The 26,051-nt window shown below is 50.8% G+C and carries 26 protein-coding genes; 13 read left to right on the top strand and 13 right to left on the bottom strand.

Translation table 11 applies throughout. The features are described 5' to 3' along the window. Positions 1-4: 4 nt before the first annotated feature. The 3 genes from cpdA to AADEFJLK_RS06845 all read right to left on the bottom strand — a co-directional run bounded on the left by cpdA (position 5) and on the right by AADEFJLK_RS06845 (position 3,181). Positions 5-811, bottom strand: coding sequence for a 3',5'-cyclic-AMP phosphodiesterase (cpdA, locus tag AADEFJLK_RS06855; RefSeq protein ID WP_346222609.1), 807 nt, complete (start codon positions 809-811; stop codon positions 5-7). 5 nt (positions 812-816) lie between these two features. Further along, positions 817-2,130: an amino-acid N-acetyltransferase gene (gene argA, locus AADEFJLK_RS06850; RefSeq protein ID WP_103973752.1), complete on the bottom strand. Its 1,314-nt coding sequence runs from the start codon at positions 2,128-2,130 to the stop codon at positions 817-819. A gap of 226 nt (positions 2,131-2,356) precedes the next feature. Then, a complete protein-coding gene (locus AADEFJLK_RS06845; protein ID WP_103973751.1) occupies positions 2,357-3,181 on the bottom strand; it encodes an ABC transporter ATP-binding protein in 825 nt (274 codons plus the stop codon). Between the two features lie 333 nt (positions 3,182-3,514). Between AADEFJLK_RS06845 and AADEFJLK_RS06840 the strand changes: the two genes are divergently transcribed. From AADEFJLK_RS06840 to rapZ, 8 genes are all read left to right on the top strand, one after another. Beyond that, positions 3,515-4,492 (top strand): KpsF/GutQ family sugar-phosphate isomerase, encoded by a 978-nt coding sequence (locus AADEFJLK_RS06840; RefSeq protein ID WP_103973750.1) that lies wholly within the window; start codon positions 3,515-3,517, stop codon positions 4,490-4,492. Beyond that, complete coding sequence (kdsC, locus tag AADEFJLK_RS06835; RefSeq protein ID WP_088619943.1) at positions 4,492-5,016, top strand: 3-deoxy-manno-octulosonate-8-phosphatase KdsC; 525 nt, start codon at positions 4,492-4,494, stop codon at positions 5,014-5,016. The genes AADEFJLK_RS06840 and kdsC overlap by 1 nt, the downstream gene beginning before the upstream one ends. Before the next feature lie 15 nt (positions 5,017-5,031). Next, on the top strand, positions 5,032-5,604 hold the full coding sequence (gene lptC / locus AADEFJLK_RS06830) for an LPS export ABC transporter periplasmic protein LptC (RefSeq protein ID WP_088619944.1): 573 nt from the start codon (positions 5,032-5,034) through the stop codon (positions 5,602-5,604). Beyond that, positions 5,588-6,160 (top strand): lipopolysaccharide transport periplasmic protein LptA, encoded by a 573-nt coding sequence (gene lptA / locus AADEFJLK_RS06825; protein WP_103973749.1) that lies wholly within the window; start codon positions 5,588-5,590, stop codon positions 6,158-6,160. The genes lptC and lptA overlap by 17 nt, the downstream gene beginning before the upstream one ends. Before the next feature lie 3 nt (positions 6,161-6,163). Then, positions 6,164-6,889, top strand: a complete 726-nt coding sequence (gene lptB, locus AADEFJLK_RS06820; protein WP_103973748.1) for an LPS export ABC transporter ATP-binding protein — start codon at positions 6,164-6,166, stop codon at positions 6,887-6,889. A 19-nt stretch (positions 6,890-6,908) separates the two neighbouring features. Next, positions 6,909-8,360, top strand: coding sequence for an RNA polymerase factor sigma-54 (locus AADEFJLK_RS06815; RefSeq protein WP_088619947.1), 1,452 nt, complete (start codon positions 6,909-6,911; stop codon positions 8,358-8,360). 67 nt (positions 8,361-8,427) lie between these two features. Next, positions 8,428-8,718, top strand: coding sequence for a ribosome hibernation-promoting factor, HPF/YfiA family (hpf, locus tag AADEFJLK_RS06810; protein WP_088619948.1), 291 nt, complete (start codon positions 8,428-8,430; stop codon positions 8,716-8,718). Positions 8,719-8,781: 63 nt separating this feature from the next. Next, positions 8,782-9,648, top strand: coding sequence for an RNase adapter RapZ (gene rapZ, locus AADEFJLK_RS06805; protein WP_088619949.1), 867 nt, complete (start codon positions 8,782-8,784; stop codon positions 9,646-9,648). A gap of 110 nt (positions 9,649-9,758) precedes the next feature. Here rapZ and AADEFJLK_RS06800 read toward each other — a convergent pair whose 3' ends face one another. The 4 genes from AADEFJLK_RS06800 to minC are packed head-to-tail and all read right to left on the bottom strand — an operon-like array spanning position 9,759 to position 11,827. Further along, the gene (locus AADEFJLK_RS06800; protein WP_103973747.1) at positions 9,759-9,956 is read right to left on the bottom strand and encodes a winged helix-turn-helix domain-containing protein; all 198 of its coding nucleotides are present in this window, start codon (positions 9,954-9,956) and stop codon (positions 9,759-9,761) included. Between the two features lie 29 nt (positions 9,957-9,985). Beyond that, positions 9,986-10,252 (bottom strand): cell division topological specificity factor MinE, encoded by a 267-nt coding sequence (minE, locus tag AADEFJLK_RS06795; RefSeq protein ID WP_088619951.1) that lies wholly within the window; start codon positions 10,250-10,252, stop codon positions 9,986-9,988. Further along, positions 10,252-11,061 carry a septum site-determining protein MinD gene (gene minD / locus AADEFJLK_RS06790; protein WP_088619952.1) on the bottom strand — a complete coding sequence of 270 codons (810 nt, stop codon included), beginning with the start codon at positions 11,059-11,061 and terminating at the stop codon, positions 10,252-10,254. The genes minE and minD overlap by 1 nt, the downstream gene beginning before the upstream one ends. 22 nt (positions 11,062-11,083) lie before the next feature. Further along, entirely contained in the window at positions 11,084-11,827 is a 744-nt protein-coding gene (gene minC / locus AADEFJLK_RS06785) for a septum site-determining protein MinC (protein WP_103973746.1), read from the bottom strand. A gap of 690 nt (positions 11,828-12,517) precedes the next feature. Here minC and AADEFJLK_RS06780 point away from each other — a divergent pair. After that, complete coding sequence (locus tag AADEFJLK_RS06780; protein WP_103973745.1) at positions 12,518-13,234, top strand: hypothetical protein; 717 nt, start codon at positions 12,518-12,520, stop codon at positions 13,232-13,234. A gap of 79 nt (positions 13,235-13,313) precedes the next feature. On the opposite strand, the gene AADEFJLK_RS06775 is transcribed toward AADEFJLK_RS06780, so the two are convergent. The 3 genes from AADEFJLK_RS06775 to cysS all read right to left on the bottom strand — a co-directional run bounded on the left by AADEFJLK_RS06775 (position 13,314) and on the right by cysS (position 18,357). Then, complete coding sequence (locus AADEFJLK_RS06775; protein ID WP_103973744.1) at positions 13,314-15,989, bottom strand: MGH1-like glycoside hydrolase domain-containing protein; 2,676 nt, start codon at positions 15,987-15,989, stop codon at positions 13,314-13,316. A gap of 295 nt (positions 15,990-16,284) precedes the next feature. Next, on the bottom strand, positions 16,285-16,914 hold the full coding sequence (fchA, locus tag AADEFJLK_RS06770) for a methenyltetrahydrofolate cyclohydrolase (protein ID WP_088621685.1): 630 nt from the start codon (positions 16,912-16,914) through the stop codon (positions 16,285-16,287). Between the two features lie 69 nt (positions 16,915-16,983). Continuing rightward, positions 16,984-18,357 carry a cysteine--tRNA ligase gene (cysS, locus tag AADEFJLK_RS06765; protein WP_088620695.1) on the bottom strand — a complete coding sequence of 458 codons (1,374 nt, stop codon included), beginning with the start codon at positions 18,355-18,357 and terminating at the stop codon, positions 16,984-16,986. 196 nt (positions 18,358-18,553) lie between these two features. On the opposite strand from cysS, the gene AADEFJLK_RS06760 reads away from it, so the two are divergent. The 4 genes from AADEFJLK_RS06760 to AADEFJLK_RS06745 all read left to right on the top strand — a co-directional run bounded on the left by AADEFJLK_RS06760 (position 18,554) and on the right by AADEFJLK_RS06745 (position 23,174). Further along, a complete protein-coding gene (locus AADEFJLK_RS06760) occupies positions 18,554-19,063 on the top strand; it encodes a peptidylprolyl isomerase (protein ID WP_088620694.1) in 510 nt (169 codons plus the stop codon). A 94-nt stretch (positions 19,064-19,157) separates the two neighbouring features. Then, complete coding sequence (gene lpxH, locus AADEFJLK_RS06755; RefSeq protein WP_103973743.1) at positions 19,158-19,883, top strand: UDP-2,3-diacylglucosamine diphosphatase; 726 nt, start codon at positions 19,158-19,160, stop codon at positions 19,881-19,883. A 246-nt stretch (positions 19,884-20,129) separates the two neighbouring features. Beyond that, complete coding sequence (locus tag AADEFJLK_RS06750; RefSeq protein WP_103973742.1) at positions 20,130-21,983, top strand: methanol/ethanol family PQQ-dependent dehydrogenase; 1,854 nt, start codon at positions 20,130-20,132, stop codon at positions 21,981-21,983. A 198-nt stretch (positions 21,984-22,181) separates the two neighbouring features. After that, a complete protein-coding gene (locus AADEFJLK_RS06745; protein WP_249027994.1) occupies positions 22,182-23,174 on the top strand; it encodes an efflux RND transporter periplasmic adaptor subunit in 993 nt (330 codons plus the stop codon). Between the two features lie 173 nt (positions 23,175-23,347). On the opposite strand, the gene AADEFJLK_RS06740 is transcribed toward AADEFJLK_RS06745, so the two are convergent. From AADEFJLK_RS06740 to chrA, 3 genes are all read right to left on the bottom strand, one after another. Further along, on the bottom strand, positions 23,348-23,941 hold the full coding sequence (locus tag AADEFJLK_RS06740; protein ID WP_103973740.1) for a Uma2 family endonuclease: 594 nt from the start codon (positions 23,939-23,941) through the stop codon (positions 23,348-23,350). Between the two features lie 260 nt (positions 23,942-24,201). Then, positions 24,202-24,651: a chromate resistance protein ChrB domain-containing protein gene (locus AADEFJLK_RS06735; protein WP_103973739.1), complete on the bottom strand. Its 450-nt coding sequence runs from the start codon at positions 24,649-24,651 to the stop codon at positions 24,202-24,204. Between the two features lies 1 nt (position 24,652). Beyond that, entirely contained in the window at positions 24,653-26,050 is a 1,398-nt protein-coding gene (gene chrA / locus AADEFJLK_RS06730) for a chromate efflux transporter (RefSeq protein ID WP_103973738.1), read from the bottom strand. Between the last annotated feature and the right edge of the window lies 1 nt (position 26,051).

The raw sequence follows: 26,051 nt of genomic DNA, 5'->3' as shown, positions 1-26,051 counted from the left end.
GGCCTTAATAGCCATGCGGGGTATGTTGCAAGCCAACCAAGGCTTCGGGGAGACGCTTGACTTGGGTGGCGATGCGGCCATCCGTGTAGAGCTGCAAATGGCGGTAGGCGGGAGACGTTTCATCTAGGGCGAAACCTAGGCTTTTTGGCTTAAATTGGAAACAGGTCGAAGGCGTGCCGAGGATACGCACATTGGCTATTTGCGCCTCCATCTCTTGATGGATATGGCCGTTTACCAGTGCCTTAACTTGCCGATGGCTTTTGAGGATTTCCCAAAAAGCGTCGCTATTGCTAATCATCATAGTATCCATCCAATAGCTTTCGGTGGGCAAGCTATGGTGGTGGACGGCAACTAAGGCATGACGGTCAGGATATGCCTTAAGGCTTGCCGACAAAAAACTTAGTTCTCCGGCATCTAAATAGCCACCTTCTTCACCGATGATTTGGCTGTTCAGATTAATGATTTGCCAATTGCCCAACAGCACCTGTTTACGGCAACTGACCAGTTCAGTATTGAGAACGCGCTGCATCAGGGCGTAATCGTCGTGGTTGCCCGGCAAGCATACCGTGGGGACACCGTACTGGCTGATATGCTGTAAAAGATATTGGTAGCTGGGGCTGATGGGGTCTTGCGCCAAATCCCCCGTAAGCATAATCAGATCAAAGCGGGGATGGTCGGCAAAAGCCCGCGCCAAAACCGCCCGAAAATAATATGCCGTATCCACGCCCAGCAACGTCGCATCGGAACTGGCAAGGATATGGGTGTCGGATAATTGCAATATTGACAGGCATTCGGTGGCTAATGTCATCATTAGAGCTATTCAAGGTCTTTACAAAGAACTTTGGAATTTCTTTGCGGGTTATAAAGCGCCTTAAGCGGCTCAGGCAGGCTATCAACATCCGAAGCCGTAAAGCCCCGTTCGATAAACCAATGTGCAGTCTGAGTCGATAAGACGAATAAGGTTTTTAAGTGCAACTGCTTGGCTTTGCGGCAAGCATAGTCTAACAGACGGTTAGCGCGGGCTGAACGCTGGTATTCCGGGTGTACGGCCAGACAAGCCAGCACCCCAAAATGGCGTTGCAGATGCGCATGTAAGGCAATACAGCCAATGACTAGGCCATCGCGTTCGATGATCAGATAATCGCCGATTTCCATCTCGATTTTTTCTCTGGAACGTTTTGCCAAAATACCTTGTTGTTCAAGCGGTTTGATCAGCTCTAAAATGCCGCCGATGTCATTCAGTGTGGCCGGGCGCAATTCCTCAAACGGGCTCGAGCTGATGAGCGTACCGATACCGTCACGCGTAAACAATTCCAGCAACAAGGCACCGTTTTGGAAACGGTTAATCAGATGTACCCGCGCAATGCCCGATTGGCAAGCATGGCGGGCGGCCCTCAGCGGCTGGCTGATGGTTTCGGGTAGGTCAGGATGCCGCTCCAGCAATCCTGACACTTCAGAGCTGGTCAATTGTTGGAGCTGTTCGCCGCTATCGGGACTAACGCAGTTCTGTTCGGTCAAAAAAATCAGTTTTTCGGCTTTTAAGGCAATCGCCACCGCCGTCGCCACCTGTTCGGCGGATAAGTTAAAGATTTCCCCGCTAGGCGAATAGCCAATCGGCGAAATCAGCACCACATTGTCTTGGTCGAGTTGCTGGTGGATGGCCTCACTGTCAATCCGGCGCACCTCCCCGGTGTGGCAATAATCGATGCCGTCAATAACCCCTAGCGGTTTGGCGGTCACAAAATTGCCGGAGGCCACCTTAATTTTTGCCCCTGCCATCGGCGAATTCGCCAAGCCCAAGGACAGCAACGCTTCAATCTCGACCCGCACTAAGCCTGCCGCCTCTTTGACGCACTGTAAAGCCGGCCCGTCAGTGATGCGCAGATGCTTATGGAAACGCGGTGGCAGACCGTCCTTTAGACGCTGATCAATTTGCGGGCGGATACCATGCACCAATACTAGGCGGATACCTAAGCTGTTAAGCAAAGCAAAATCATGGACATGATCTTGGAAATCGTCCGCCAGCACGGCTTCGCCACCAAACGCAACCACAAACGTTTTGTTGCGGTGGGCGTGGATATAAGGCGATGAGGCTCTGAACCAATTGACGTAATGGTTTTTTTGTTCCATGTAGGGCTAGCGGTTTATATTAAGGGCTGGTTAGCTAAAAGCTGAGGGCTAGCGGCTGGGGTAACGGCTTAAGGCCTACAGGGTTTGTTTTGTTAGCAAAAGTGGCTATGGGGTAAATTCGGGGCAACGTTGATCTCAGGCAACTACCCACCTGCTAAAGAAGAATCCGGCAACGCCAGACCCTCACCTTAAAAAACAGCTCAACTTACGCCGCCGCCCTTCCGGCCTAATGCCCGCCCATTGCCAGCAAATCCTCGACATAATCCGCCGCCGGATAATGAAAATGCACCGGTCCGTCAGCAGCCCCGGCCATAAACTGCTGCGTCCATTCCGAGGACGATTGCCGGATCTCGGCAGGACTGCCCTGATCAACAACTTTGCCCTCGGAAATCACATAAATGTAATCGGCAATTTGTGCGGTCTCAGCCACATCGTGCGAGACAATAATGCTGGTCAGCCCTAAGGCGGTATTCAAGGCTTTAATCAAATGCACCAAAACCCCCATAGCAATCGGGTCTTGCCCAGTAAAAGGCTCGTCATACAGTATCATCATCGGATCTAAGGCAATTGCCCTAGCTAAGGCGACGCGACGCGCCATCCCCCCGGAGAGTTCATTAGGCATCAAGTGGCGGGCCCCGCGCAAGCCCACCGCTTGCAGCTTCATCAGCACCAGGGTGCGGATCATCGACTCCGGCAAGCGGGTATGTTCGCGTAACGGAAAAGCCACATTATCGTAAACCGTCATATCGGTCAATAACGCACCACTTTGGAACAACATACCCATGCGCTTACGCAATGCATAAAGCTCTTTACGGCGCAACTGGTGAACGTTTTCGCCCGCCACCGTTATTGACCCTTGAGCCGGACACAATTGCCCTCCTATCAGCTTTAGCAAGGTCGTTTTACCCGTGCCGCTAGGCCCCATAATGGCCGTTACCTTACCGCGCTGGAAATCCAGAGAAATGTCATCAAAGATTTTTTTATCACCGCGTAAAAATGACAAATGCCGGACGCAAACCAAGCTGTTTTCGGAATAATCGCTGTTAGCCATATTGCTTAAAGACTGCTCTAGGGAATTTTAAAGGTGTTATTTTGTCTGACTATGCTTTATGAAGTCAATTTATAAAACACACTTGGGGGAAAATACGCAAAAACCTTGTTCTGCAATGGTTTTTACACCCGTGCTATGGGGCTAAAATAAGATTATTAGTTTCTCATGCAGCACGAAAAATATAAGCATGGCATAATAGCACTATTTTGACGCAGACTTATCGCCATAAGGCTTAAAAAAAGCCGCCAGAGGCTTTAACAACTATCCATCAAACTGTTTTTTTATGGAGTTTTTTGTCATCATCACATTAATGCACACGCTGGGAGGCAGAAAATGAAATTAAACGATTACAAACTCTGTGAGCTAGGCAAAGCCGTTATTCAAGTAGAGGCACAAGCCATTGCCGACTTGGAAGTGCAAATCAACGAAAACTTTGTTATGGCCTGTAAACTGTTGTTTGCTTGCACAGGACGGGTAGTCGTGATTGGTATGGGCAAATCGGGGCATATTGCCAGCAAAATCGCCGCAACGCTTGCCAGTACCGGCACACCGGCTTTTTTTGTCCATCCGGGCGAAGCCAGCCATGGTGATTTGGGCATGATCACGAAAGATGATGTTGTGGTGGCTTTATCCAATTCGGGCGAAACCGAGGAAGTGCTGACTATCCTGCCGATCATCAAACGGCTCGGCGTACCGCTAGTGGCGATTACCGGCAACCCCAATTCAACTTTAGCCAAATGCGCGACCACCTACTTGAATGTCGCAGTCAAGCAAGAAGCTTGCCCTTTAGGCTTAGCCCCCACTTCCAGCAGCACTGCCGCTTTAGTCATGGGCGACGCGCTGGCGGTATCGTTACTGGAAGCACGCGGCTTTACCCGTGACGACTTCGCCTTGGCGCATCCGGGCGGTAGCTTAGGCAAACGCCTTTTGCTGCGGGTCAGAGATATTATGCACGTCGGTGTCGCCATGCCGTCCGTACCCGAATCGGCGTTAATTAGCCATGCCCTATTGGAAATGACCGAAAAGCAACTGGGGATGACCGCCGTCGTCGAAGCCAATAACCGGGTTATTGGGATTTTTACCGACGGTGATTTGCGGCGGATGCTGGGTAAAAACTTGGACATCAACAGCACGTCGATCACAGAAGTGATGACCCCGCATTGCGCGACTATCACCGCCGATGTCTTGGCCGCCGAAGCCATGCAAATTATGGAGCAGAAAAAAATTAACGCCTTGATTGTCGTAGACGGGCAGCAATGCGCCATTGGCGCCTTAAATATGCACGACTTGATACAAGCGGGTATCGTCTGATGGAACAGGCCGTTACCAAAGCAGCAGCCATCAGGCTGCTGATTCTTGATGTTGACGGGGTCTTGACCGACGGTAAACTGTTCTTTGACCAGCAGGGTAATGAATACAAAAGCTTTCATGCCCAAGACGGCCACGGCATTAAGCTGTTGCGCCGCACCGGCGTGGAAGTGGCGGTTATTTCAGGACGTTCCTCGCCGATTGTCAGCCTGCGTATGAACGCTTTGGGCATTAGCCATGTCTATCAAGGACACGAAGACAAACGCGCCGCCTTTGCCGAACTGTTGGCAAAACTGGCGTTAACGCCCGAACAAGTCGCTTATGTCGGCGATGATTTATTAGATTTGCCCATTATGTCGCAAGTGGGCTTGGCAGTGGCCGTCCACGATGCCGTGGCGACCGTCAAAGACCTGGCGCACTGGCATACCAGCCGATGTGGCGGGTGCGGGGCGGTACGCGAAGTGTGCGACCTGATCATGCAAGCGCAAGGGCATTATGATGCCATTGTTGACACTTATCTGACCTAAAGTGCCCCGCCCGTCATGAACACATTGAAAGAGCAATCTGGCTATTTCTATCTGGTATTTGCTGCACTGGCCAGTTGGCTATTAGCTAATCTGATCGAGGTCGAAGATACCGGCAACCGTTTGTCGCCGCCCCACAGCCCTAACTTTTTCAGTAGCGGTTACCAGAAATGGACAATGTCTGCTGACGGCAACCCCGACAACCACTTATCAGCAGCCCATATAAGCCATTACAGCGACGACAAGACCACCCATCTGCAACAGCCGTTGCTGACCTTCCAACAGCCCGACCAGCCGCCGTGGCTTATCCAAGCTGAAGCAGGATTGGTCTCGGCGGATGGCAAAGAGGTTATTCTGGAAGGACGGGCGACCATTAGCCGTGAGGCTTATGGCAATAATAAGGCCTTAAAAATTATCACTTCTAATCTTAAAGTTAAGCCAGACATTCATTACGCAGAAACTGCCGACCACGCAGTGTTGCAAAGCTTGCCCCATACCACCTCAGGGACTGGCATGAAATTGGTTTTTAAGCAGCCGATTCATATTGAATTACTGGCCCATGTGCAAGGGAAATATGAAACCAAACCATAAACAACGCTTTTTTTTCCGCGCTATCTTGTTGTTGGCCTGCCACTACCTGCCTACTGCTGCGGCCTTGGAGAGCGATGCCGCCCAGCCCATCGCCATTGACTCCAACACCGCCACTTACGACGAGGCCAGCAAAACCAGCACCTATACAGGCAATGTGATATCCGTCCAAGGCAGCATCCGCGTCAATTCCGACAAATTGGTCGCCTATCAAAAAAATGGCGAAATTGACAAGCTGGTGTTTACCGGCAACCCCGCCAAATTTAAGCAAACCCCTTCCGCCGGCGGTGAAGATATTCTTGGCAACGCCATGATTGGCGAATATTATCCGAAGAAAAACCTGCTGGTCTTACAAAACCAAGCGGTCGTCGTCAATGGCAATGCCACTTACGCCAGTAACTTGATAGAATACGATATTAAAAGCTCACTGGTAAAAGCAGGTGAAAAATCATCCGATACCAAACGTGTCCATGTTATATTAAAGCCTAAACCTAAAGATAAGCCGGAATCGGACAAGCCCGAAACAGAAACTAACCCGCCCCCCACAGACAAGCCTTAAATTATGGCAACATTAGTAGCCGATAATCTGTTTAAAGCCTACCATAAACGTCAAGTCGTCAATGGTGTGTCCTTGGTGATCCATACAGGCGAAGTGGTGGGCTTATTAGGCCCCAATGGGGCGGGCAAAACCACCAGTTTCTATATGCTAGTCGGCCTGATTAAAGCCGATGCCGGAACCATCCGCCTAGGCGATAAAGTCATTACCGATTACCCTATGCACCGTCGGGCGCGTTTAGGTGTCGGCTATTTGCCTCAGGAGCCATCGGTATTCCGTAAACTAAGCGTCGCCGATAATTTACGCGCCGTTTTACAGATCCGTGGCGATTTAAGCGCCAGCCAAACAGAACTGGTGATTGATGATTTATTGCAGGAATTTAACATCCTGCATTTACGCGACCAACAAGCCTTGAGCTTGTCCGGCGGCGAGCGGCGGCGGGTGGAAATTGCCCGCGCCTTGGCGACCCAGCCACAATTCATCTTATTGGATGAGCCTTTTGCGGGTGTTGACCCTATTTCGGTGGATGATATAAAAAAAATCATTGTCCATTTGAAAGAACGCGGCATTGGCGTTCTGATTACCGAGCATAATGTGCGGGAAACGTTAGGCATTTGTGATCGGGCGTACATCCTCAACGAGGGGCGGGTCATCGCCGAAGGGGGCGCGGCGGCTATTGTTGCCAATGAAGAAGTGCGCAAGGTTTATTTGGGTCAAAATTTTAGTCTTTAAGCCACAGTATTAAACAGCAATGAAACAATCCTTACATCTCAGGCAAGGCCTGCAACTGACTATGACGCCGCAATTGCAGCAGGCGATTAAGTTGTTGCAGATGTCAACCTTGGATTTGCAGCAGGAAATCCAGCAAGCGCTTGAATCCAACATGATGCTGGAGATCAGCGACGACGACAACAATAACACCGGTGCGGCCAGTGAGTTGCCGACTGAGAAAAAAACCGAGCAATCCGACACCCAAACCAGCGAAGGGTCGCAAACCGACATTCCTGACGAGTTGCCGGTAGATTCCTCATGGGAAGACATTTACGACACGGTGATGGAGTCTGGCAGCCACAACAACGAACAGGTGGAGTTTGAGACCCAACGCAGCAACAGCGCGACCCTGCTCGACCATCTGTTATGGCAAATGGAACTGACCCGCTTTTCCGAGCGCGACCATGCCATCGCCATCGCCATCATTGACTCCATCAACGAAGACGGCTACCTGACCAGCAACCCCGAAGAAATTTTCCAAGGCCTGCAATCGCAATTAGACGACCTCGATGTCGAAGAAGTCACCGCCGTCCTGCACCGCATCCAAAACTTCGACCCGGCCGGCGTGGCCGCGCTGGACTTAAGCGACTGTCTACGCCTGCAACTGTTGCAACTGCCCGAATCCACCCCCTACCGCGCCGAAGCTTTGGTCATCGTGTCGCAGTATTTGGATTTGCTGGCGACCCACGAGCAAACCAAGCTCATGCGCAAACTGGGGCTGACGGAACGGCAACTGGACTTAGTGGTCGCCCTAATCAGAACTTTGGAGCCTAAACCCGGTTCACGCATCCAAGAACATGATTCCGAATACGTCATTCCCGATGTCTATGTCGTCAAGCAAAACGGGGTCTGGCAGGTCAACCTCAACCCTGAAATCGCCCCGAAGCTACGGATTAACCCGTTCTATTCGGCGATGATCAAACGCGCCGACAACAGCAAAGACAATGCCTGTATGAAAGACCATCTGCAAGAAGCCAGATGGTTTATCAAAAGCCTGCACAGCCGTAACGACACCCTATTGCGCGTCGCCCGTTCGATCATCGAAAAACAGACCGCCTTCTTAGAACATGGCTCGGTCGCCATGCGCCCGATGGTGCTGCGTGACATTGCCGAAGAACTGGAATTGCACGAATCAACCATCTCACGGGTGACCACGCAAAAATACATGCACACCCCGAACGGCATTTTTGAATTTAAACACTTTTTTTCCAGCCACGTTTCGACCGACGGTGGCGGCGAATGCTCATCCACCGCCATCCGGGCGATTATTAAAGAATTAATCAGCAATGAAGATCCAGCCAAACCGCTAAGTGATAGTAAAATTGCCGATTTTTTAAACGAAAAAGGCATCCATGTCGCAAGAAGGACAATTGCCAAGTATCGTGAAGCGATGTTTATCGCATCATCAAGCCAGAGAAAACGGATTCTATAACTCCACCATATTAAAGAAAAAATCCGCCCTCAGGCTTAAAACCATCAATTCATAAAGGAGTTTTACCATGCAAGTTATAATAACAGGTCATCATCTTGAAATAACAGAAGCGCTAAGAGCCAATATTGACGCAAAATTTGCCAAATTGGCGCGTCATTTTGACAACGTCACTGATGTGCATGTTATTTTAAGTGTAGAAAAGCTGGTGCAAAAAGCCGAAGCCACTCTGCAATTGAGCGGGGCCAAGTTATTTGCTGAAGACCATCAGGACGACATGTATTCGGCAATTGATAATATGGTCGACAAACTCGACCGCCAAATCACCAAACACAAAGAAAAAACTAATAACCATCGGTAAGCTTTCGGTGCAAGATGGTGGCGGACAACTTCCTTACATTCACAGCATCTTGCACCTGATTTTATGAAACTACTCATTGTTAGCGGCCTATCCGGTTCCGGCAAAAGTATTGCCTTAGATACCCTTGAAGATTGTGGCTATTACTGCATAGACAATCTGCCAGTCACTTTACTGGCAGATTTCATCAACCACGTCATGCTGGTTGACACCCAGACCTACGCCAAAACCGCCATCGGCATTGATGCCAGGAACCAAACCGAGAGCTTGGCGAACTTTTCCGACAGCATGGGGCTAATCCACAGCAAAGGCATCGATTGTGAAGTCATTTTTATGCAGGCGGAAGAAGCCACCCTGCTCAAGCGCTACAGCGAAACCCGCCGCAAACACCCCCTGACCAATGTTAACGTCCCCTTAAAAGAAGCGCTGAAAATCGAGCGGGACATGCTTACCCCTATTGCCCGCCACGCCAGTGTCATTATCGACACCAGCCGCACCCATTACCACCAATTACGCGAACTGATTAAAGACCAAATCGGCGAACGGAATATCAAGCATATCTCCCTACAGTTCCAATCCTTCGGCTTTAAACACGGTGTGCCCCTAGATGCCGATTTTGTCTTTGATGCCCGCGCCTTGCCTAACCCTTATTGGATTCCTGAACTGCGCGGCCTGACCGGCAAAGACCAGGAAGTCATCCGCTTTTTACAAGAACAGCCTTTAGCCAGCGAGTTGGCCCAAGACATCACCGACTTTCTGGCACGCTGGATTCCGCGTTTTGAGGCCGAAGGCCGCACTTACCTGACGGTAGCCATCGGCTGCACAGGCGGCCAGCACCGCTCGGTGTATCTGGTCGACAGCCTAATCAGTTTGTTTAACAACACCTATTCCAATGTTATCGTCAGGCACAGGGAATTGCTGAACCGGGCCTAAAAGGCCACTCAGGAAGCCACAGACCCAGCCTAGCCAATCCTCCAGATACAAAAAAGCCCAAGAAAGGTGCAAAGCGCACCCATCTTGGGCTTAAGGCAATAGCTTGCCGATTATTTCAACGCCAAAGTTTCAGTCCGGCCTTTCATTTCAAAAACCAGCTTATCTTCTTTCGACAGCCAGCCAATCGCACGTTGGATATCATTTTTATTGATGCCCGTTTCTGTGCTGATTTTTGACACACTGGTCGGCCCGTTATCATTGAGATATTGCCATACCACACCTGCCGCTTCACCAATTACATCAATCATAGCAATCACCTTTAGGGTAGTTAGAGAGGTTAAACATTTTTTGTCGGATGATCCGGCAGCACAATATTCAATTCCAGCGTTTCCTGATCTTCATCTTGCTCGAAATTAAAAGAAATAGCTTCCTGATCGACATTGACATATTTTTTGATCACTTCCAGCAATTCCTTTTGTAACTGAGGAAGATAAGAGGGCTGATGGCGCGAAGAACGCTCATGAGCCACAAGAATTTGCAAGCGTTCTTTAGCCAGCGATGCCGAACTGGTTTTAGTGATTCTAAAATAGTCAAGTAAACTCATCATTTGCCTCCAAAAAGCTTCGCTAAGAGGCCTTTTTTCTCATCAATAAAACGATGGGGTTTATCTTCTCCCAAATAACGGGCCACAATATCGGCATAAGCCTGCCCTGCGTCACTCTTGTCGTCAAGGATAACCGGTACGCCGGAGTTTGAGGCCGTCAGCACCGATTTCGATTCGGGGATGACACCGAGCAAATGTAAGGACAAAATGTCCTGGACATCGTCGACACTCAGCATATCGCCCAATTTTACCCGATCCGGCGCATAACGCGACAACAATAAGTATTCCTTAATCGGCTCTTCATTACGTTCCGCCCGACGCGATTTACTGGACAATAAACCTAACATACGATCCGAGTCACGCACCGACGACACTTCAGGGTTCGTCACCACAAACGCATCATCCGCAAAATACATAGCAAGATGAGCGCCTCTTTCGATACCGGCCGGCGAATCGCAAACCACATACTGGAAGTCCTTGGACAGTTCCTCCAACACCTTGCCTACGCCTTCTTGGGTCAACGCGTCTTTGTCGCGGGTTTGGGAAGCAGGCAAAATATACAACTGATCGCAATGCTTGTCACGGATCAGGGCTTGGTTAAGCGAAGCCTCGCCGTTAATGACGTTGATAAAGTCATAAACCACGCGGCGTTCGCAACCCATAATCAAGTCCAGATTACGCAAGCCCACATCAAAATCAATGACCGCTGTTTTGTGACCCCGTTTTGCCAGCCCCATAGCGATGGCAGCACTGGTTGTGGTTTTGCCAACACCGCCTTTACCCGATGTTACAACGATAATTCTTGCCACAAGTGTTCCTCTAAGTAGGTTTTTAAGTAATCTCTTTAATGATTAAAGCGTGTTCTTGTAAGTAAATCTGCACAGGCTTATCGCGCACTACATCACGCATGTCTTCGCTGATTTTATAAATGCCGGCAATGGAGATCAGTTCCGCCGCTAACTGCGAGCAAAAAATGCGTGCGCCGGTATTGCCTTGGACACCCGCCAAAGCCCGGCCGCGTAAAGAACCATAAACATGGATATTGCCTTCGGCGAGAATCTCTGCACCCGCACTGACTTGGGCAAGGATAATCAAATCGCCTTCGGCATAAAGCCGCTGGCCGGAGCGCACAGGATGGGTGATTAACGTGGTCTCGACCTTAGTGGCCGGTACAACTGGGCTTTCCGCCGTTTTTTGCGGTGCAGCCTCCGCTTTTTTAGGTTCGGCAGCCAAACTGTTATGGACAGAGTAGACCGGAATGCCTAACTCTAAAGCGTGTTTGTTTTGCGCATCGTTACCCCCGCGTATACCTATCGGCAACAGCCCCGCCTTACGGATAATGGCGGCCAAGGTTTTTATATCAAGGGCGAGATTCTGCTTGTTCAACCACTGGACATCAAACACCACAGGGGAATTTTTAAAAAAATCCGGCGCGAGTTGGGTTTTTTTTTGTAACTGCTGCTCAATTATAACAAAATCATCGCTTGATAAAACTAAAACAGGTACAGAAAAAGTGCTGCTCTTAAATTCAAGTGCAGGCGCGTTATGAGGCGTGTTTTGAGCGTCTGTCGGCATCCGTCACCATCGGGTTAATCATAAGTTGTGATTCATTCTAGCATTGCTAAGAAAAAAAATCATGTTTTGCATGGCGGCAAACGTTTTTTAACGCCAACCTGCCCTAGCCAGCCCTTATCGTACAGAAATGCCATGAAGTTAAGACGGAAACAATCACTTAGCGGGCATACCTATCGTCACCAGCGGGCTGGCATATTCGATTTTTCTCCCCATGCCACCAGACACCCCCTCCCTATACAACGGCAAAACTGCCCTGCCTTTCACCGAACCGTTTTTTCAGCAGGGCATGAAGCAATTCAACGGCTACAGCTTTCCCAAACCTGACCCACTACCACACTGGCGGCTTGCACATTCTTCAGCTTCGTAATGCTAATTGCGGTAAAATTACACAACTGACGGTAAGCGCAGTAATTTTGCCTTGCATCGCCGAAACAGCCTTTTGTGAAACGCTGGCCGAACACCTTATTTATGCGATACGGCCTCGTCTTTCCGGTATTTTTTACTATAATTAATAGGAGGTTACACGATCTCCTTATAGCATCCCGACAAGGGCGGATTAAGCCCTTAGCAAAACATGCGGCATTACGGCCTGTGCCTTACTCACCGCTTAGATTACACAGAAAACAATGCGGCCGCCTATCGCAAACCCGACATATTGGGATTCCATCGGCGCATAATAGAGGGTTAAGTATGATTGATATGAAAAAACGCCGGAGGCAAGTCACTTGGCAATGCTTCACACCACATTTGAATGAAGCACAGTTGATTAAAACCATCCAAATTTTGGAACAAAACTTTCAAAATGACAGTGTCAGTAGCTTAATTGCCTACATTACGCATATTTGTACGGAATTTAATCTCGACACCACAGTGCGCAAAAGCCTCTATGGCCAATTTCATGAGCTGATGGCTGAGAACAATACGCTGCCAGACCCTCTGTTATCGCTTCAGCAGCCCAGCACCGGGACAGCTGTTGCCCCAGCGGAAAGCACACCGGAAGACAACGCCATAACTAGCCCTGCCCCAAGCGCGGAACCGGACAGCACCGCCCTGCCTAATGACATTTCTGCACAGGCGTGGATGTTCGAGTATTTTGCCAGCCAGTTATTAGCCAATCTGCCAGACCCAATGGATTTTTTTGACGCGCTGTGGGAATTGTCCATCAATAAAACCACCACCAGCCGCGAAACCGAAGAGCAAATCGCCCAATGGCTAAACAATACCAACAGTTTTCTATGGACAATTGGCTTAACCGAGCAAAACTTCGCCGAAATTGCCCAACTGATGTGCACGGCTTTATGCGAAGCCTTAGGCGCTGCCCATGCCGGCCAACACATCCAGAACACCTTGGAGAAATGCGAACAAACCCCACAAGCCAGACACTTCTCGCCCAAGAACTTTTTCTAAGGGCGGGCTTTGGCGGTGGGCTTAATCCCCGCACTTCGGCAAGTGCCGCCACAAAGGGGATCTAGGAATAGGTGTGGCCTTAACACCGCCATTCATCAATCAACGCCGCAACCAAGGCCGTCCAGGTTTGGTGGGAAGCCCCTAAGCCCTTACCTGTCTCGGCATGGAAGTATTCGTGGAATAAGATATGGTCGCGCCAATACGGGTCTTGCCGGAAGCACGGATCAGCACCGTAAATAGGCCGATGGCCTTGGGCATCGGGAACAAACAGCCGGATCATGCGGTTGGCCAGTTCTCTCGCCAACGCCCCCAAGGTCATGGCGACCGGATACGGGTTGTCATCCAAGACCACATCCAACACAAAGGTCGGCCCCAAGGCCCTATCAAGCTTGCGTAACGCCTCGATCATTAGGAAACCCGCCGGAAACCAGACCGGGCCGCGCCAGTTGGAATTGCCGCCTTTAAGCTTAGATTCGGCTTCGGCGGGCTCATACCGCACTTCACTGGCCCCGTATTTAAAAGGCTGGCCCGCATGTACCTTGGACAGGCTACGCATACCAAACGGCGAGAGGAACTCATCCTGGTCGAAAACACGCGCCAACAGCCGCTTAATTTGCTGCTGGTTAGGCACGCTCAATAAATAAGTGCTTTGCTGGCCCTGGTTCAGGCAATGGCAGCTGAATTGGGTAAAGTGGTTGCGGTTTGCGAGGAACCAATTCAAGTTCGCGCTAAAGCTAGGGAATGGCTTCAGCCAACCCTCTTCCAACCGTTCCACGGCAAACAGCGGAATTAGCCCGACCAGTGAACGCACCCGAAATTTGTCAAAACTGTCATCAGGATGCCTGAGCACATCGTAAAAAAAGCCGTCCGTCTCGTCCCAAAGTTGGTAATCGCGCCCGCCCATCTGTTTCATGGCCGCCCCGATATAGACATAGTGCTGCAAAAACTTGGTCGCCAAGCCTTCGTAAGCCTTATTTTCCCCCGCCAGTTCCAAAGCCATCCGCATCATATTCAAGCAAAACATCGCCATCCAGCCCGTCGCATCTGACTGTTCCAGCACCTCGCCTTGCGGCAAGGCTTGGCTGCGGTCAACCACAGCAATATTGTCCAAGCCTAAAAAACCGCCCTCAAACACATTGTTGCCGTGATTATCGACTTTGTTTGTCCACCAAGTAAAATTAATCAGCAACTTATGGAAACAGGTCTCCAAAAAATTGCGGTCGGTTTTGTTATGCAGGCGTTTTTCCATATTGTAGACCCGCCATACCGCCCAAGCATGGACAGGCGGGTTCAAATCGGAAAAATCCCATTCATAAGCGGGCAATTGCCCGTTAGGATGCTGAAATTGCTCAAATAACATCAGCCACAATTGGTTTTTGGCAAAAGCCGGATCAACCAAAGCCATCGGTACCGAAGCTATCGCCAAATCCCAAGCGGCAAACCAAGGATATTCCCATTTATCAGGCATCAACAGCACCCGCATGGAATTGAGATGCTCCCAATGTTGGTTACGGATTTTTTTTCGGGATGCAGGTGGCGGAGAATTGGGCAAATCGCCATGCAGCCACTGGTGGACATCGAACAAATACACCTGCTTGCTCCACAACAATCCCGCCAGGGCTTGCCGTTGTACCCGCCGCTCCTCAAGCGTGGCTTTAGGCGGATGGAGAGCCTCATAAAACGTATCGGCTTCCGCCCGGCGTTGGCTAAACACGCGGCCAATGTCTGCAAACGGCTGTTGCATGGCGGTGGGCGTTAACCGTAAAGTCAATTGCACCGATTCGCCAGCGGGAATATCCAGGCGATAATGCAGACAGGACTTCGTGCCGGTCTGCGCGGGATTGACGCAGGTTTCGCCATTAATTATATGGCGGTGAAAGGCATCTTTTACATAAGGCGAGGGATTAGTGGCATGACTTCCGTACACCCGCTGGCTATGGGTCTCATTATTGGTAAATAAAGGCGTACAGTCACCATCGGCATACAGATAACGTTTACCTAGCTGATAAGGAAACAACAGGCCGGGTAAGGGTGGCAGTTCGGAACTGTCCGCCAACAGACAGGTATAAGCACCCGCCTTCTTCAACAAGCGGATAGTCGGGATAGGGCCGCGCGGTTCCGACCATGCCCAAGTATTGCGGAACCACAACTGCGGCAGGATATGCAGCGGGGCGGCATCAGGGCCGCGATTATGAGCGCTGATGCGGATGCAAATGTCATCGGGGGACGCTTTCGCGTATTCCACTTCGACATCGAAATAACGGTTGTCCTTAAAGATCCCCGTATCCAACAATTCAAATTCAGCACCGCTGCCTGCCCGCCGCTGATTTTCGCGGATCAGTTCTTGGTAGGGGTATTCGCCTTGTGGGTATTTGTAGAGATAACGCATATAGCTATGCGTCGGCGTGTTGTCCAGATAAAAGTAGTAGTCTTTGACATCTTCGCCATGGTTGCCTTCCCACATATCCAGGCCAAAGGCGCGTTCTTTCAAGATAGGGTCACGGCCATTCCAGAGTCCGAGGGCGAACACCAAAAGCTGGTAACGGTCACAAATCCCCGCCAAGCCGTCCTCGCCCCAGCGGTAGGCTTTGCTCCGCGCCAAATCATGCGGCAAATACCGCCACGCATCACCATTAGGGCTATAATCCTCCCGCACCGTCCCCCATGACCGCTCACTGAGATACGGCCCCCACCGCCACCATGGCGGCTGCTCGCCGACATTCTCCGCTATGCGGACAGATTCGCTATTGGTCATGGCAGATTCCCCTTAGGTCACTCCCAAGCCAGCTAAGCTTAGGATTACAACAAGTGCAAACACCGTTTGGCTTAAGCTGGGAGCGTGGGCATCTTGCCCGCAAGAGCGGGCAAGATGCCCACGCTCCTAAAAGCCACCTATTAAACTATACTTCAAACGGTCAAGTGCAAAAGGTACGCATTTATGCCCCTGAGGGTACAGCGTACCCTACGGTGAATTGTAAAAGCCGAAAACTTGGCCGTTCACAGTATATATTACAGGTTTCTGGCAGGCGCTTATAACGCAAACCCGCCGTCTATAACTTACCCTTAACCTTAGCAAATACCGCTTCGGCGCGTGCGTCCGCCCCGGCCAACACCTCCGCCAATTCGGCAACCTTCGCCTGCGCATAAACTTCGTCTTTTAAACAGCCGGTATTGATATGGACATTTAAAGCCGCGCTTTTTAAACCACTGTACGCCGCCATCACCGCCACACCCGCATCGCTGATAACGCCCAGATTACCGTGGGTAGCGGCAATCTCACTTAACACCATCACTTCATGGCAAGCACGGGCGCAAGCCAGCGGCACTTCGGTAGCCTCTTTCAAAACCGCCTGTATGGCTTCGCTACGCGCGGCCTTTTCTTCGTCAGTCTCTTTAGCTTGCCCATAAGTCGCCATCAAACGGCCAAACACCTCGACATCAGCCTTGACCAGCGCGGTCAATTCGGCGCGTAAGATTTCAGCTTTTGCCAACAACTCCCGCATCTGCGGCTCAACCTCGGCATACTGCGGCTTGCCTATGGTCAAATTGCACACCATGCTAAGCAATGCCGCCCCTTGTGCGCCCATCAGCGCGGCGACACTGCCACCGCCGGGCGTAGGTGATTTGCTGGCCAATTCGTCCAGAAAGAGCTGGATGGATTTATCTTTTATTTCAGTCATGGGGTTAATCATTCAATAATGGGTTAGACAGCAATTGCCGCGTTAAAGGGCCTAGGCCGCGAAATGCCTTTAGGCTTCGCGCCGCCACGTCGTTGTGCCGTTTGGCGCGTCTTCTAAGATTATGCCCTGGCTTTTTAGTTCATCACGGATCTGGTCGGCCAACGCCCAGTTTTTGGCTTTTTTGGCATCGATACGCGCCTGGATTTGTTGCGCTACCGCGTCGTCGGCATCGCCTTGCAAGAAACTGTCGGCATCATGTTGCAAAACACCTAACAAGCTGCCTAAAAACCGCAAAGTCGCCGCCAATTCGGCACTTTTGGCCGTATCTGCCGCCTGCTTGGCGCTATTTAGCTCCCGCGCCAGATCAAACAACACCGCCAACGCCACAGGCGTGTTAAAATCATCGTCCATCGCCTGTTCAAAACGGCTGACATAAGCGCTATCCACGCCTGCCACCGTACTGTCCAAACCGCGCAAAGCCGTATACAAGCGCGTCAAGGCCACGCCCGCCTCGTTCAGTTGCTCATCAGAATAATTCAGGGGGCTACGGTAATGGCTCAGCAAAATGAAGAAGCGGATAATCTCCGGCTTATAGGCCTTAAGCACTTCGCGCACGGTAAAGAAATTGCCCAATGATTTGGACATTTTTTCTTCATTGACGCGCACAAAGCCATTGTGCATCCAGACATTAACAAACGTCTCACCCGTCGCCCCCTCGGATTGGGCGATTTCGTTCTCATGGTGCGGGAACTGCAAATCCATACCGCCGCCATGAATGTCGAAATGGTGGCCTAAGCAGCAAGTGGACATGGCCGAACATTCGATATGCCAGCCCGGACGACCCAGCCCCCAAGGCGACGGCCAAGCAGGCTCGTCCGGTTTCGCCATTTTCCACAACACAAAATCCAAGGGATTATCCTTGGCATGGTCAATATCGACCCGCTCGCCCGCCTGCAAGTCAGCCAGATTTTTGCCCGATAACTGCCCGTAATTGGCAAACTTATGCACCGAATAAAACACATCGCCGTTACCGCCGACATAAGCCAGTCCCTTAGCGATTAAGGTGCCGATCATGGCGATAATATCGGCGATGGATTCGGTGGCCTTCGGCTCGATGTCCGGCGGCAATACCGACAACGCCCGCTCGTCTTCGTGCATCGCCTCGATAAAGCGCTCGGTTAATGCGGTAAACGCCTCGCCGTTCTCATGGGCGCGTTGGATGATCTTATCGTCAATATCGGTGATGTTGCGCACATAAGTCAGCGCGTAGCCGCTATGGCGCAGGAACCGGGCGACCGTATCAAACACCACCATCACGCGGGCGTGGCCGATATGGCAATAATCGTAAACCGTCATGCCGCAGACATACATGCCGACTTGACCCGCCACGCGCGGGCGGAAGGGTTCTTTTTTACGGGTCAGAGTGTTATAAATTTTTAGCATACTGTCATTAGGCCCAATTATTTAGCAATACGTTAGCAACAAATCTGTACAATTTACCAAGCGCGTACTTCTCTTTCAAGATAAAAACACATAGAATTGCCTGTTTCCATTAATTTGAGGAAAAATAATGCGTCCACTGATGCTTGCCCTACTGTTTTCATTAACCACATCGCTCTCTTTTGCACAGGAAAAAACCATGTCCGAACCGACTAAAGTTAAACTGACCACCTCCTTAGGTGAAATCACCATTCAGCTTAACCCCGAAAAAGCCCCTATTTCATCCGCCAATTTTTTGACTTATGTTAAAGAAGGCTTTTACAACGGCACGATTTTCCATCGGGTAATCCCTGATTTTATGGCGCAAGGCGGCGGTTTTGACACCTCGTTCACGCAAAAAGCCGTCCACGCACCCATCAAAAATGAAGCCAACAATGGTCTGGCGAACAAACGCGGCACCTTGGCAATGGCGCGGACTAACGTCCCTGATTCCGCTACCGGCCAATTTTTCATCAACCTGAAAGACAACACCTTTTTAAACCACACCAGCCCAACCGCTAGCGGCTGGGGCTACGCCGTGTTCGGCGAAGTCATTTCCGGCATGGAAGTCGTCGATGCCATGGCCAAAGCCCCCACCGGCAACCGCGGCGGCCACCAAGATGTGCCAAAAACGGATATTATCGTCGAAAAGGCCGAAGTGGTCGAATAAGCCTTAAACCGCCGTCAGGATTTGCGGAGGGCGCAAAAACGTTTTTACGCCCTCCTAAACCGCCCCGCAACCTCAGGCCAACCGTCTTCAGCCCATGCCCCAAGACATCCTGTTCATATCCGACCTGCATCTGGCACTCGATAAACCAGAGATTACCCGCCGCTTTGTGGATTTTCTCCAGCACCGTGCGCCGGAAGCGTCCGCCCTGTACATTCTCGGTGACTTGTTCGATGCGTGGATAGGCGATGACGATTTCACCCCCCCTAACAGCACGATCCGTAAGCGCCTTAAGCACTTGACCGACTCAGGCACAAAAGTCTACCTGCAAGTCGGCAACCGCGACTTTTTACTGGGGCAACGCTTTTGCCAAGAGACGGGTATCACCCTGTTAGGCGACTACGCCGTGATCGACTTGTTCGGCACCCCTACCCTGCTGACCCACGGCGACCTGCTCTGCACCGACGACCTGCCTTACCAAACCTTCCGCGCCAAAGCGCGGACACTGCAATGGCAACAGAACGTCCTCAGCAAGCCGTTGCTGGTACGCTTGCTCGCCGCCCGTTGGTTCCGTCTGCGGAGCTTTTTCCATAAACGCCAAAAAAGTCAGGCCATTATGGACGTTAATGCCGATACCGTGGTGAACACCTTGCGCGAATACGCTTGCCTGCGCCTGATCCACGGGCATACCCACCGCCCCGCCGTGCATGATCTCTCGGTTGACGGCCAAGCGGCGCAACGTTTTGTGCTTGCGGCATGGCATAAGCAAGCAGGCGAGGCATTGAGCTGGAACGGGGGGGCTTACCGACGCGAAATTATTTAAGAAGTTATTTAGGAAACAAGGAGCTAAGCATCCCCAATGGAGCGTCTTAACGGCGATAAAACCCTGTCAAACGATGCCGCTTCTATTAATAGTTGACTTTTGACCCAAAATCATTAAATCTAGGCACTTGGCGTGAAAATTTCCTGCACACGAGGGGATGAAAGAAGTTCACCCAAAAACTAATATTAGTCTAAAAAAACATAATCAGTATTTTGTTGTACAACAAAATATCAGGAGAAATAAATTATGATGAAGCCTTTAAAAAGCTTGCTACTTGCTTCTAGCGTAGCCGCTTTATTAGCCGCACCAGCGATTTCAACTGCTAATAGCGGTGTTGAGCAACTGACCAAAAACCCTGCCAACTGGGCGACTTGGGGTGGTAACTATGCCGGTACCCGTTATAGCGAACTGAACGACATCAACACCAGCAACGTCAAAAATCTGCAACCGGCATGGTCTTTCTCCACAGGTGTATTGCGTGGTCATGAAGGCGGCCCATTGGTTGTTGACGATGTCCTGTACATCCACACCCCGTTCCCTAACACTGTTTACGCAATCGACCAAAAAACCCAATCTGTCATCTGGGAATTCACCCCAACCCAAGATGCTGATGTCACCATCCCTGTCATGTGCTGCGATACCGTTAACCGCGGCTTAGCTTACGGCGACGGCAAAATCTTCCTGCAACAATCCAACACTGTCCTGACTGCACTGGACGCAAAAACCGGCAAACGTGTTTGGAGCGTACAAAACGGCGACCCAAAACTGGGTATGACCAACACCAACGCGCCTTTAGTCGTTAAAGACAAAGTCCTGACCGGTATCTCCGGCGGTGAGTTTGGTGTCCGTGGCTTCTTGGCCGCTTACGACATCAACACCGGCAAATTGGCGTGGAAAGGCTACAGCATCGGCCCAGACAAAGACACCCTGATTGACGGCAAAAAAACCACAGCGTGGAAAGACGGCAAAGTAGCCCCTGTTGGCCCAGAATCCAGCACCAGCACTTGGGAAGGCGACCAATGGAAAATCGGCGGCGGCACCACTTGGGGCTGGTACAGCTATGACCCTAAACTGAACTTGGTCTATTACGGCTCAGGCAACCCATCGACTTGGAACCCAGTACAACGTCCTGGCGACAACAAATGGTCTATGTCATTGTGGGCGCGTGACGCTGACACCGGGGCAGTAAAATGGGTTTACCAAATGACTCCACACGATGAATGGGACTTTGACGGTATCAATGAAACCGTTCTGGTTGACCAAGAAGTGAAAGGCCAAATGCACAAAACTATCGTGCATTTCGACCGTAACGGCTTCGGCTATACCTTAGACCGTGAAACTGGCGAACTGTTGGTTGCTGAAAAATTCGACAAATCCGTTAACTGGGCAACCCACGTTGACATGAAAACAGGCCGCCCACAAGTGGTGCCTGAGTTCAGTACCGAACACAACGGCGAAGATGTCAACACCAAAGGCGCTTGCCCTGCGGCGTTAGGCTCTAAAAACCAACAGCCTGTTTCTTACTCGCCACAAACTGGCCTGTTCTACATCTCAGGCAACCATCTGTGTATGGACTACGAACCGTTTGAAGTCGCTTACACCGCTGGCCAACCTTACGTTGGCGCCACCCTGACCATGATGCCAGCTGGTGCTGATGTCCTGACAGGTAAACCAGACGGCACTACCAACCTGGGCCAATTCACCGCTTATGACGCGAAAACTGGCAAAATTGCTTGGTCTAACAAAGAGCAATTCTCTGTTTGGTCAGGTTCAGTCGCTACTGCTGGCGGCGTCGTTTTCTACGGCACACTGGAAGGCTACCTGAAAGCGGTTGATGCTAAAACTGGTAAAGAATTGTACAAATTCAAAACCCCATCAGGCATCATCGGCAACGTCAATACTTGGAAATACAACGGCAAACAATATGTCGGCGTATTGTCAGGTATCGGCGGCTGGGCAGGTATCGGTATCGCCGCTGGTCTGGATGACGGCACCGATAAATCTGGCTCAGAAGGTCTGGGTGCAGTTGGCGCGTACAGAAGCTTAAGCTCTTACACCAAATTGGGCGGCGTATTGACTGTATTCGCATTACCAGAATAAGTCAGACATAAACCTTAGCACGTCCTAAAAGCCCTGGCTGGTTTCAGCCAGGGCTTTTTTATTTTCAGGCAAGCAGAAACAGCCCATATCAACTAAAATAGCCGCCTTTAACCGACAAGCCCACCAACCCCCCAAAAACCTATCTTAATGGCTGGATTAACACACTTAACACCAAAGCCGAAACCTGGCCTTACCCTGTTGATTATCACCCTGCTGTGCCTTAACAGCACCCATGCGGACGACGATGACGACGACACGGCCACCAACCGCAAAGTCCAACAAACCAACGGCCAAACCGTCATCAAACTGACAGAGAAAACCCAACAACTGTCCGGCCTTGCCACCACCGTACTGCAAGCCGCCCAACACTATGCCGAATTCTTAAGCTACGGCAAAGCCATCAGCGTCCAACCCTTGGTCACCCTGCACCACCGCTATCTGGCGACACTGACCGAGCGCAACCGTGCCGCCGCCAAATTCAAGCAGGCCGAGCAAAGCATCGAACGTCAACAGGACTTATACCAACACGGTGTCACCGCTAAACGCAACTTGCAAGACCAACAGGCGCAATGGCAAACCGACAAAGCCCTGCTCGATGCCACCCAATACCAAGACCAAGCCTTACTTGACGAAGCCCTGCTCAATTGGGGAGCCACCCTATCCGCTTGGGCTTTGACCGCACGGGCCGAAAAACTGAACCCGTTTCTGAGCGGCCAACAAACCTTATTACAAGTCACCGTGCCCAGCCACCATAGCCCCGCCGAAAACCTGCACAGCATTGCCGTGGCCGCCTCCGGCGACCGCAACCAAGCCCAGACCGCCGAACTGATCGCCAGCTCCCCACAAACCGACAGCACCAACCAAGGCATCAGCTATTTTTTCCAAACCAGCGGCAAAGCCATCAAAACTGGCATGAGCGTCAGCGCGTGGCTACCCGAACAAGGCCAACAACACACCGGGGTCATCATCCCCACCTCCGCCGTGTGCTGGGCTAACGGGCAAGCCTACGTTTACCTAAAAACCGCCGACGACACCTTCAGCCGCCGCGCCATTAGCCACTACACCCCCACCGCCCAAGGCTATTTCCTCAGCGATACCCTAAAACCCGGCGACACCCTCGTCACCACAGGCGCACAAATGCTCCTGTCCGAAGAACTGCGCGGACAAATTCCTGATGAGGATAATGATTGAGCTTAAGTAGTGGCAAGAGGGGAATGGGTATCTACCCCAGCGTTTTGCTTGTGTAGCTATCGGCAACAATAGATATTAACCGCTGATAAAGCAGACTTTTCGGCTTTCCGTCTAAAAAATAACCAATGGTTCGAACTATTGGAATGGTATCCCTAAGGGATCAAAAAACAGAACTACTGTCCGGCTGTGTTGTTCAGAAATTCCGCCATATCATCGTTTTGTACGCGATGATAAATGTCTTCTACTGACAAGGTTAACCCAATGGATTCAAAAGTGATTTCATCGCCTAGGAAGTAATGTTTTGCTAACCAACCTTCACGTCTTCTGAATATCTGGACATCCGCAATGTCTTGTTCAACCATCACATATTCTTCTAAGCCAGGGATGTTTATGTACGACATAAACTTAATGGTTGTATCTTTTCGTCGGGTGGACTTAGCTAAAACTTCAAAAATGATGACAGGTGTTTTCGTAAAATAAGGCTCGGAATTGTCAAAATTACAATCCACCATCGCATCAGGGTAGAAAAAATTTGAATTGACCCTCAATTTCATATCTGAACCAAACGGTTCACAAGGATTATTTTCTAAATGATTACCGAATTTTCTTAAAATATTTACAGATATTCTTTCGTGATTGGCACTCGTTCCGGCCATTGCCATTGCATACACATGACCATCAATCAATTCGTGTTTGGCTTCGCTGGTCAGTTCCCGTTTCAAATAGTCTTCCACACTGGTCAAACCAATAGTTTTTACTGCTGACATAGCATTACCCCAAAATAGTTGACGAATTTAACAGTGTATTGGAATCTATTTCTGATCGTACCGGATTATGGGGCGGGTTAAGAAACCATGCAATTGATTGTGTTTAAAAGTAACTGCCCAGCCCCCTCCCCTTGAAAAAATATAGAAAATCAAGCAAAGTATGGGCATGGAAAACCATCCCTATTTATCAGCTCTGACCGCTCAGGAAAAAGACGCGCTTATCATCATCATTTCAAAATTTGCTGGAAATTTAGCCCCTCTTACTGCGGCGGCCAATTATGCGTCTCCGCCTGACCATCCCGGCACCAGGCATACAAAGCGTCATACATCACCATGCCGTATTTGAGCAACGCATGGTCATCGGCAAAGGTGTGCGACAAGCCTAGGGAAATCGCATACAGCCCCGCCGATTGCGGGCTTAAGTCCAAACGCGAGGTATCGGCGCCACGGACAATAACAGCAAGTTGCGCCAAAGCCGGATCATCAAGCCCATACTTCAACAAAAACGCATCAAAGCTGCACAATTCGCCGACATGCGACAATTCCACATCCGGCACATCGTAAGGTATCGCGCCTGTCATTTCGGCTATCGGCAACACTTGCGCCGCCGGCACATACAAAAACTCGGCCTCTGTATCGATAAACCGTGCCACCAGCCACGGGCAGGCAATACGGTCTATTTTTGGCCGCTCACGCGTAATCCACTGCATCTTAAGCTCCCGCCATTGCTGTAGCCAATAAGGCCATAACCCAAGGCTTGACCAATGTCACCGCCAAACCCAACACCCCAGCACTAACAATAACCTTAATCACGCCGATTTTATAACGTAATAAAGCCAGCAACGCCAAAGCCGACACCACCGCCGCGACGGCATCAAACGCCCCCGCCCAACCCGACGGCCAAAACACATGCCACGCAAAGAATAACGCCAAGTTGAGGATCACCCCAACCACAGCGGCGGTAATGGCAGTCAGCGGAGCGGTAAAATGCAAGTTACCGTGGGTGGATTCAATCAGCGGCCCGCCTGCCAGCACAAATAAAAAACTCGGTAAAAAGGTGAAATAAGTGACCACAGTCGCTGCTACCGCCCCTGCCCAAAACAAAGCCTCGCCACCAAACAGGGCTTGTGTCCAACCCGCGACAAAACCGACAAACGTCACCACCATAATCAGCGGCCCTGGGGTGGTTTCGCCCAAGGCTAGGCCATCTATCATCTGTTGCGGGATCAGCCAATGGTAATGCTCCACCGCCCCCTGATAGACATAAGGCAGCACCGCATACGCACCACCAAAGGTTAACAACGCCGCTTTGGTGAAGAACCAGCCCATTTGCGTGAAGGCATTATCCCAGCCGTACTGCACGGTCAGCCAAGCCATCGGCACTAGCCACAATATGCCGCCGACCGCCACCAGCATCAGCAAGCGCGAACCCTTAAAAACCGTATGCGCCAGTTTGGGCGTGTCATCATCAATAAGGGCGGGGCCGAAAGACTTATCGGCTTTACCATGCCCACCGCCCGCTTTAAAGGTATCCGGCGTAAACCGTCCACCCACATAGCCAATCACCGCCGCCGTGGCGACAATCGCCGGAAACGGCACGTCAAAGGCAAAAATCGCCACAAACGACAACCCCGCCAACGCCCATAAGACACGGTTTTTTAACGCCCGCGAGCCGATACGGTGCGCGGCCTGCAACACAATAGCCGTCACCGCCGGCTTAATGCCATAAAACAGCCCTGCCACCCACGGCACATCGCCAAAGGCGACATAACACCACGATAAGGCAATTAAAATAAACAACGACGGCAAAACAAACAGCAGCCCAGCGATAATGCCGCCCCATGTTTTGTGCATCAGCCAGCCGATATAAATCGCCAATTGCTGGGCTTCCGGCCCCGGCAATAACATACAAAAATTCAGTGCATGCAAAAACCGCCGCTCAGAAATCCAACGGCGGTTCTCCACCAGCTCTTGGTGCATAATGGCAATTTGCCCCGCCGGACCGCCAAAACTGATAAAGCCCATTTTTAGCCAAAACCTAAAAGCCGTTGCCAAAGACACGGCGGCAGGCCTTGTTACGGCGGATGCCGTGCTGCTTGTTTTTGCCATT

The organism is Methylovulum psychrotolerans, from assembly GCF_002923755.1.
Lineage (GTDB): Bacteria > Pseudomonadota > Gammaproteobacteria > Methylococcales > Methylomonadaceae > Methylovulum > Methylovulum psychrotolerans.
The sequence above is the reverse complement of the archived record's forward strand: the minus strand, read 5'-3'. Positions and strand labels throughout refer to the sequence as shown.

Coding starts and splice junctions, on each gene's coding strand:
- cpdA (WP_346222609.1), bottom strand. CDS start 811: ATGATGACATTAGCCACCGAATGCCTGTCAATATTGCAATTATCCGAC.
- argA (WP_103973752.1), bottom strand. CDS start 2,130: ATGGAACAAAAAAACCATTACGTCAATTGGTTCAGAGCCTCATCGCCT.
- AADEFJLK_RS06845 (WP_103973751.1), bottom strand. CDS start 3,181: ATGGCTAACAGCGATTATTCCGAAAACAGCTTGGTTTGCGTCCGGCAT.
- AADEFJLK_RS06840 (WP_103973750.1), top strand. CDS start 3,515: ATGAAATTAAACGATTACAAACTCTGTGAGCTAGGCAAAGCCGTTATT.
- kdsC (WP_088619943.1), top strand. CDS start 4,492: ATGGAACAGGCCGTTACCAAAGCAGCAGCCATCAGGCTGCTGATTCTT.
- lptC (WP_088619944.1), top strand. CDS start 5,032: ATGAACACATTGAAAGAGCAATCTGGCTATTTCTATCTGGTATTTGCT.
- lptA (WP_103973749.1), top strand. CDS start 5,588: ATGAAACCAAACCATAAACAACGCTTTTTTTTCCGCGCTATCTTGTTG.
- lptB (WP_103973748.1), top strand. CDS start 6,164: ATGGCAACATTAGTAGCCGATAATCTGTTTAAAGCCTACCATAAACGT.
- AADEFJLK_RS06815 (WP_088619947.1), top strand. CDS start 6,909: ATGAAACAATCCTTACATCTCAGGCAAGGCCTGCAACTGACTATGACG.
- hpf (WP_088619948.1), top strand. CDS start 8,428: ATGCAAGTTATAATAACAGGTCATCATCTTGAAATAACAGAAGCGCTA.
- rapZ (WP_088619949.1), top strand. CDS start 8,782: ATGAAACTACTCATTGTTAGCGGCCTATCCGGTTCCGGCAAAAGTATT.
- AADEFJLK_RS06800 (WP_103973747.1), bottom strand. CDS start 9,956: ATGATTGATGTAATTGGTGAAGCGGCAGGTGTGGTATGGCAATATCTC.
- minE (WP_088619951.1), bottom strand. CDS start 10,252: ATGAGTTTACTTGACTATTTTAGAATCACTAAAACCAGTTCGGCATCG.
- minC (WP_103973746.1), bottom strand. CDS start 11,827: ATGCCGACAGACGCTCAAAACACGCCTCATAACGCGCCTGCACTTGAA.
- AADEFJLK_RS06780 (WP_103973745.1), top strand. CDS start 12,518: ATGATTGATATGAAAAAACGCCGGAGGCAAGTCACTTGGCAATGCTTC.
- AADEFJLK_RS06775 (WP_103973744.1), bottom strand. CDS start 15,989: ATGACCAATAGCGAATCTGTCCGCATAGCGGAGAATGTCGGCGAGCAG.
- fchA (WP_088621685.1), bottom strand. CDS start 16,914: ATGACTGAAATAAAAGATAAATCCATCCAGCTCTTTCTGGACGAATTG.
- cysS (WP_088620695.1), bottom strand. CDS start 18,357: ATGCTAAAAATTTATAACACTCTGACCCGTAAAAAAGAACCCTTCCGC.
- AADEFJLK_RS06760 (WP_088620694.1), top strand. CDS start 18,554: ATGTCCGAACCGACTAAAGTTAAACTGACCACCTCCTTAGGTGAAATC.
- lpxH (WP_103973743.1), top strand. CDS start 19,158: ATGCCCCAAGACATCCTGTTCATATCCGACCTGCATCTGGCACTCGAT.
- AADEFJLK_RS06750 (WP_103973742.1), top strand. CDS start 20,130: ATGATGAAGCCTTTAAAAAGCTTGCTACTTGCTTCTAGCGTAGCCGCT.
- AADEFJLK_RS06740 (WP_103973740.1), bottom strand. CDS start 23,941: ATGTCAGCAGTAAAAACTATTGGTTTGACCAGTGTGGAAGACTATTTG.
- AADEFJLK_RS06735 (WP_103973739.1), bottom strand. CDS start 24,651: ATGCAGTGGATTACGCGTGAGCGGCCAAAAATAGACCGTATTGCCTGC.
- chrA (WP_103973738.1), bottom strand. CDS start 26,050: ATGGCAAAAACAAGCAGCACGGCATCCGCCGTAACAAGGCCTGCCGCC.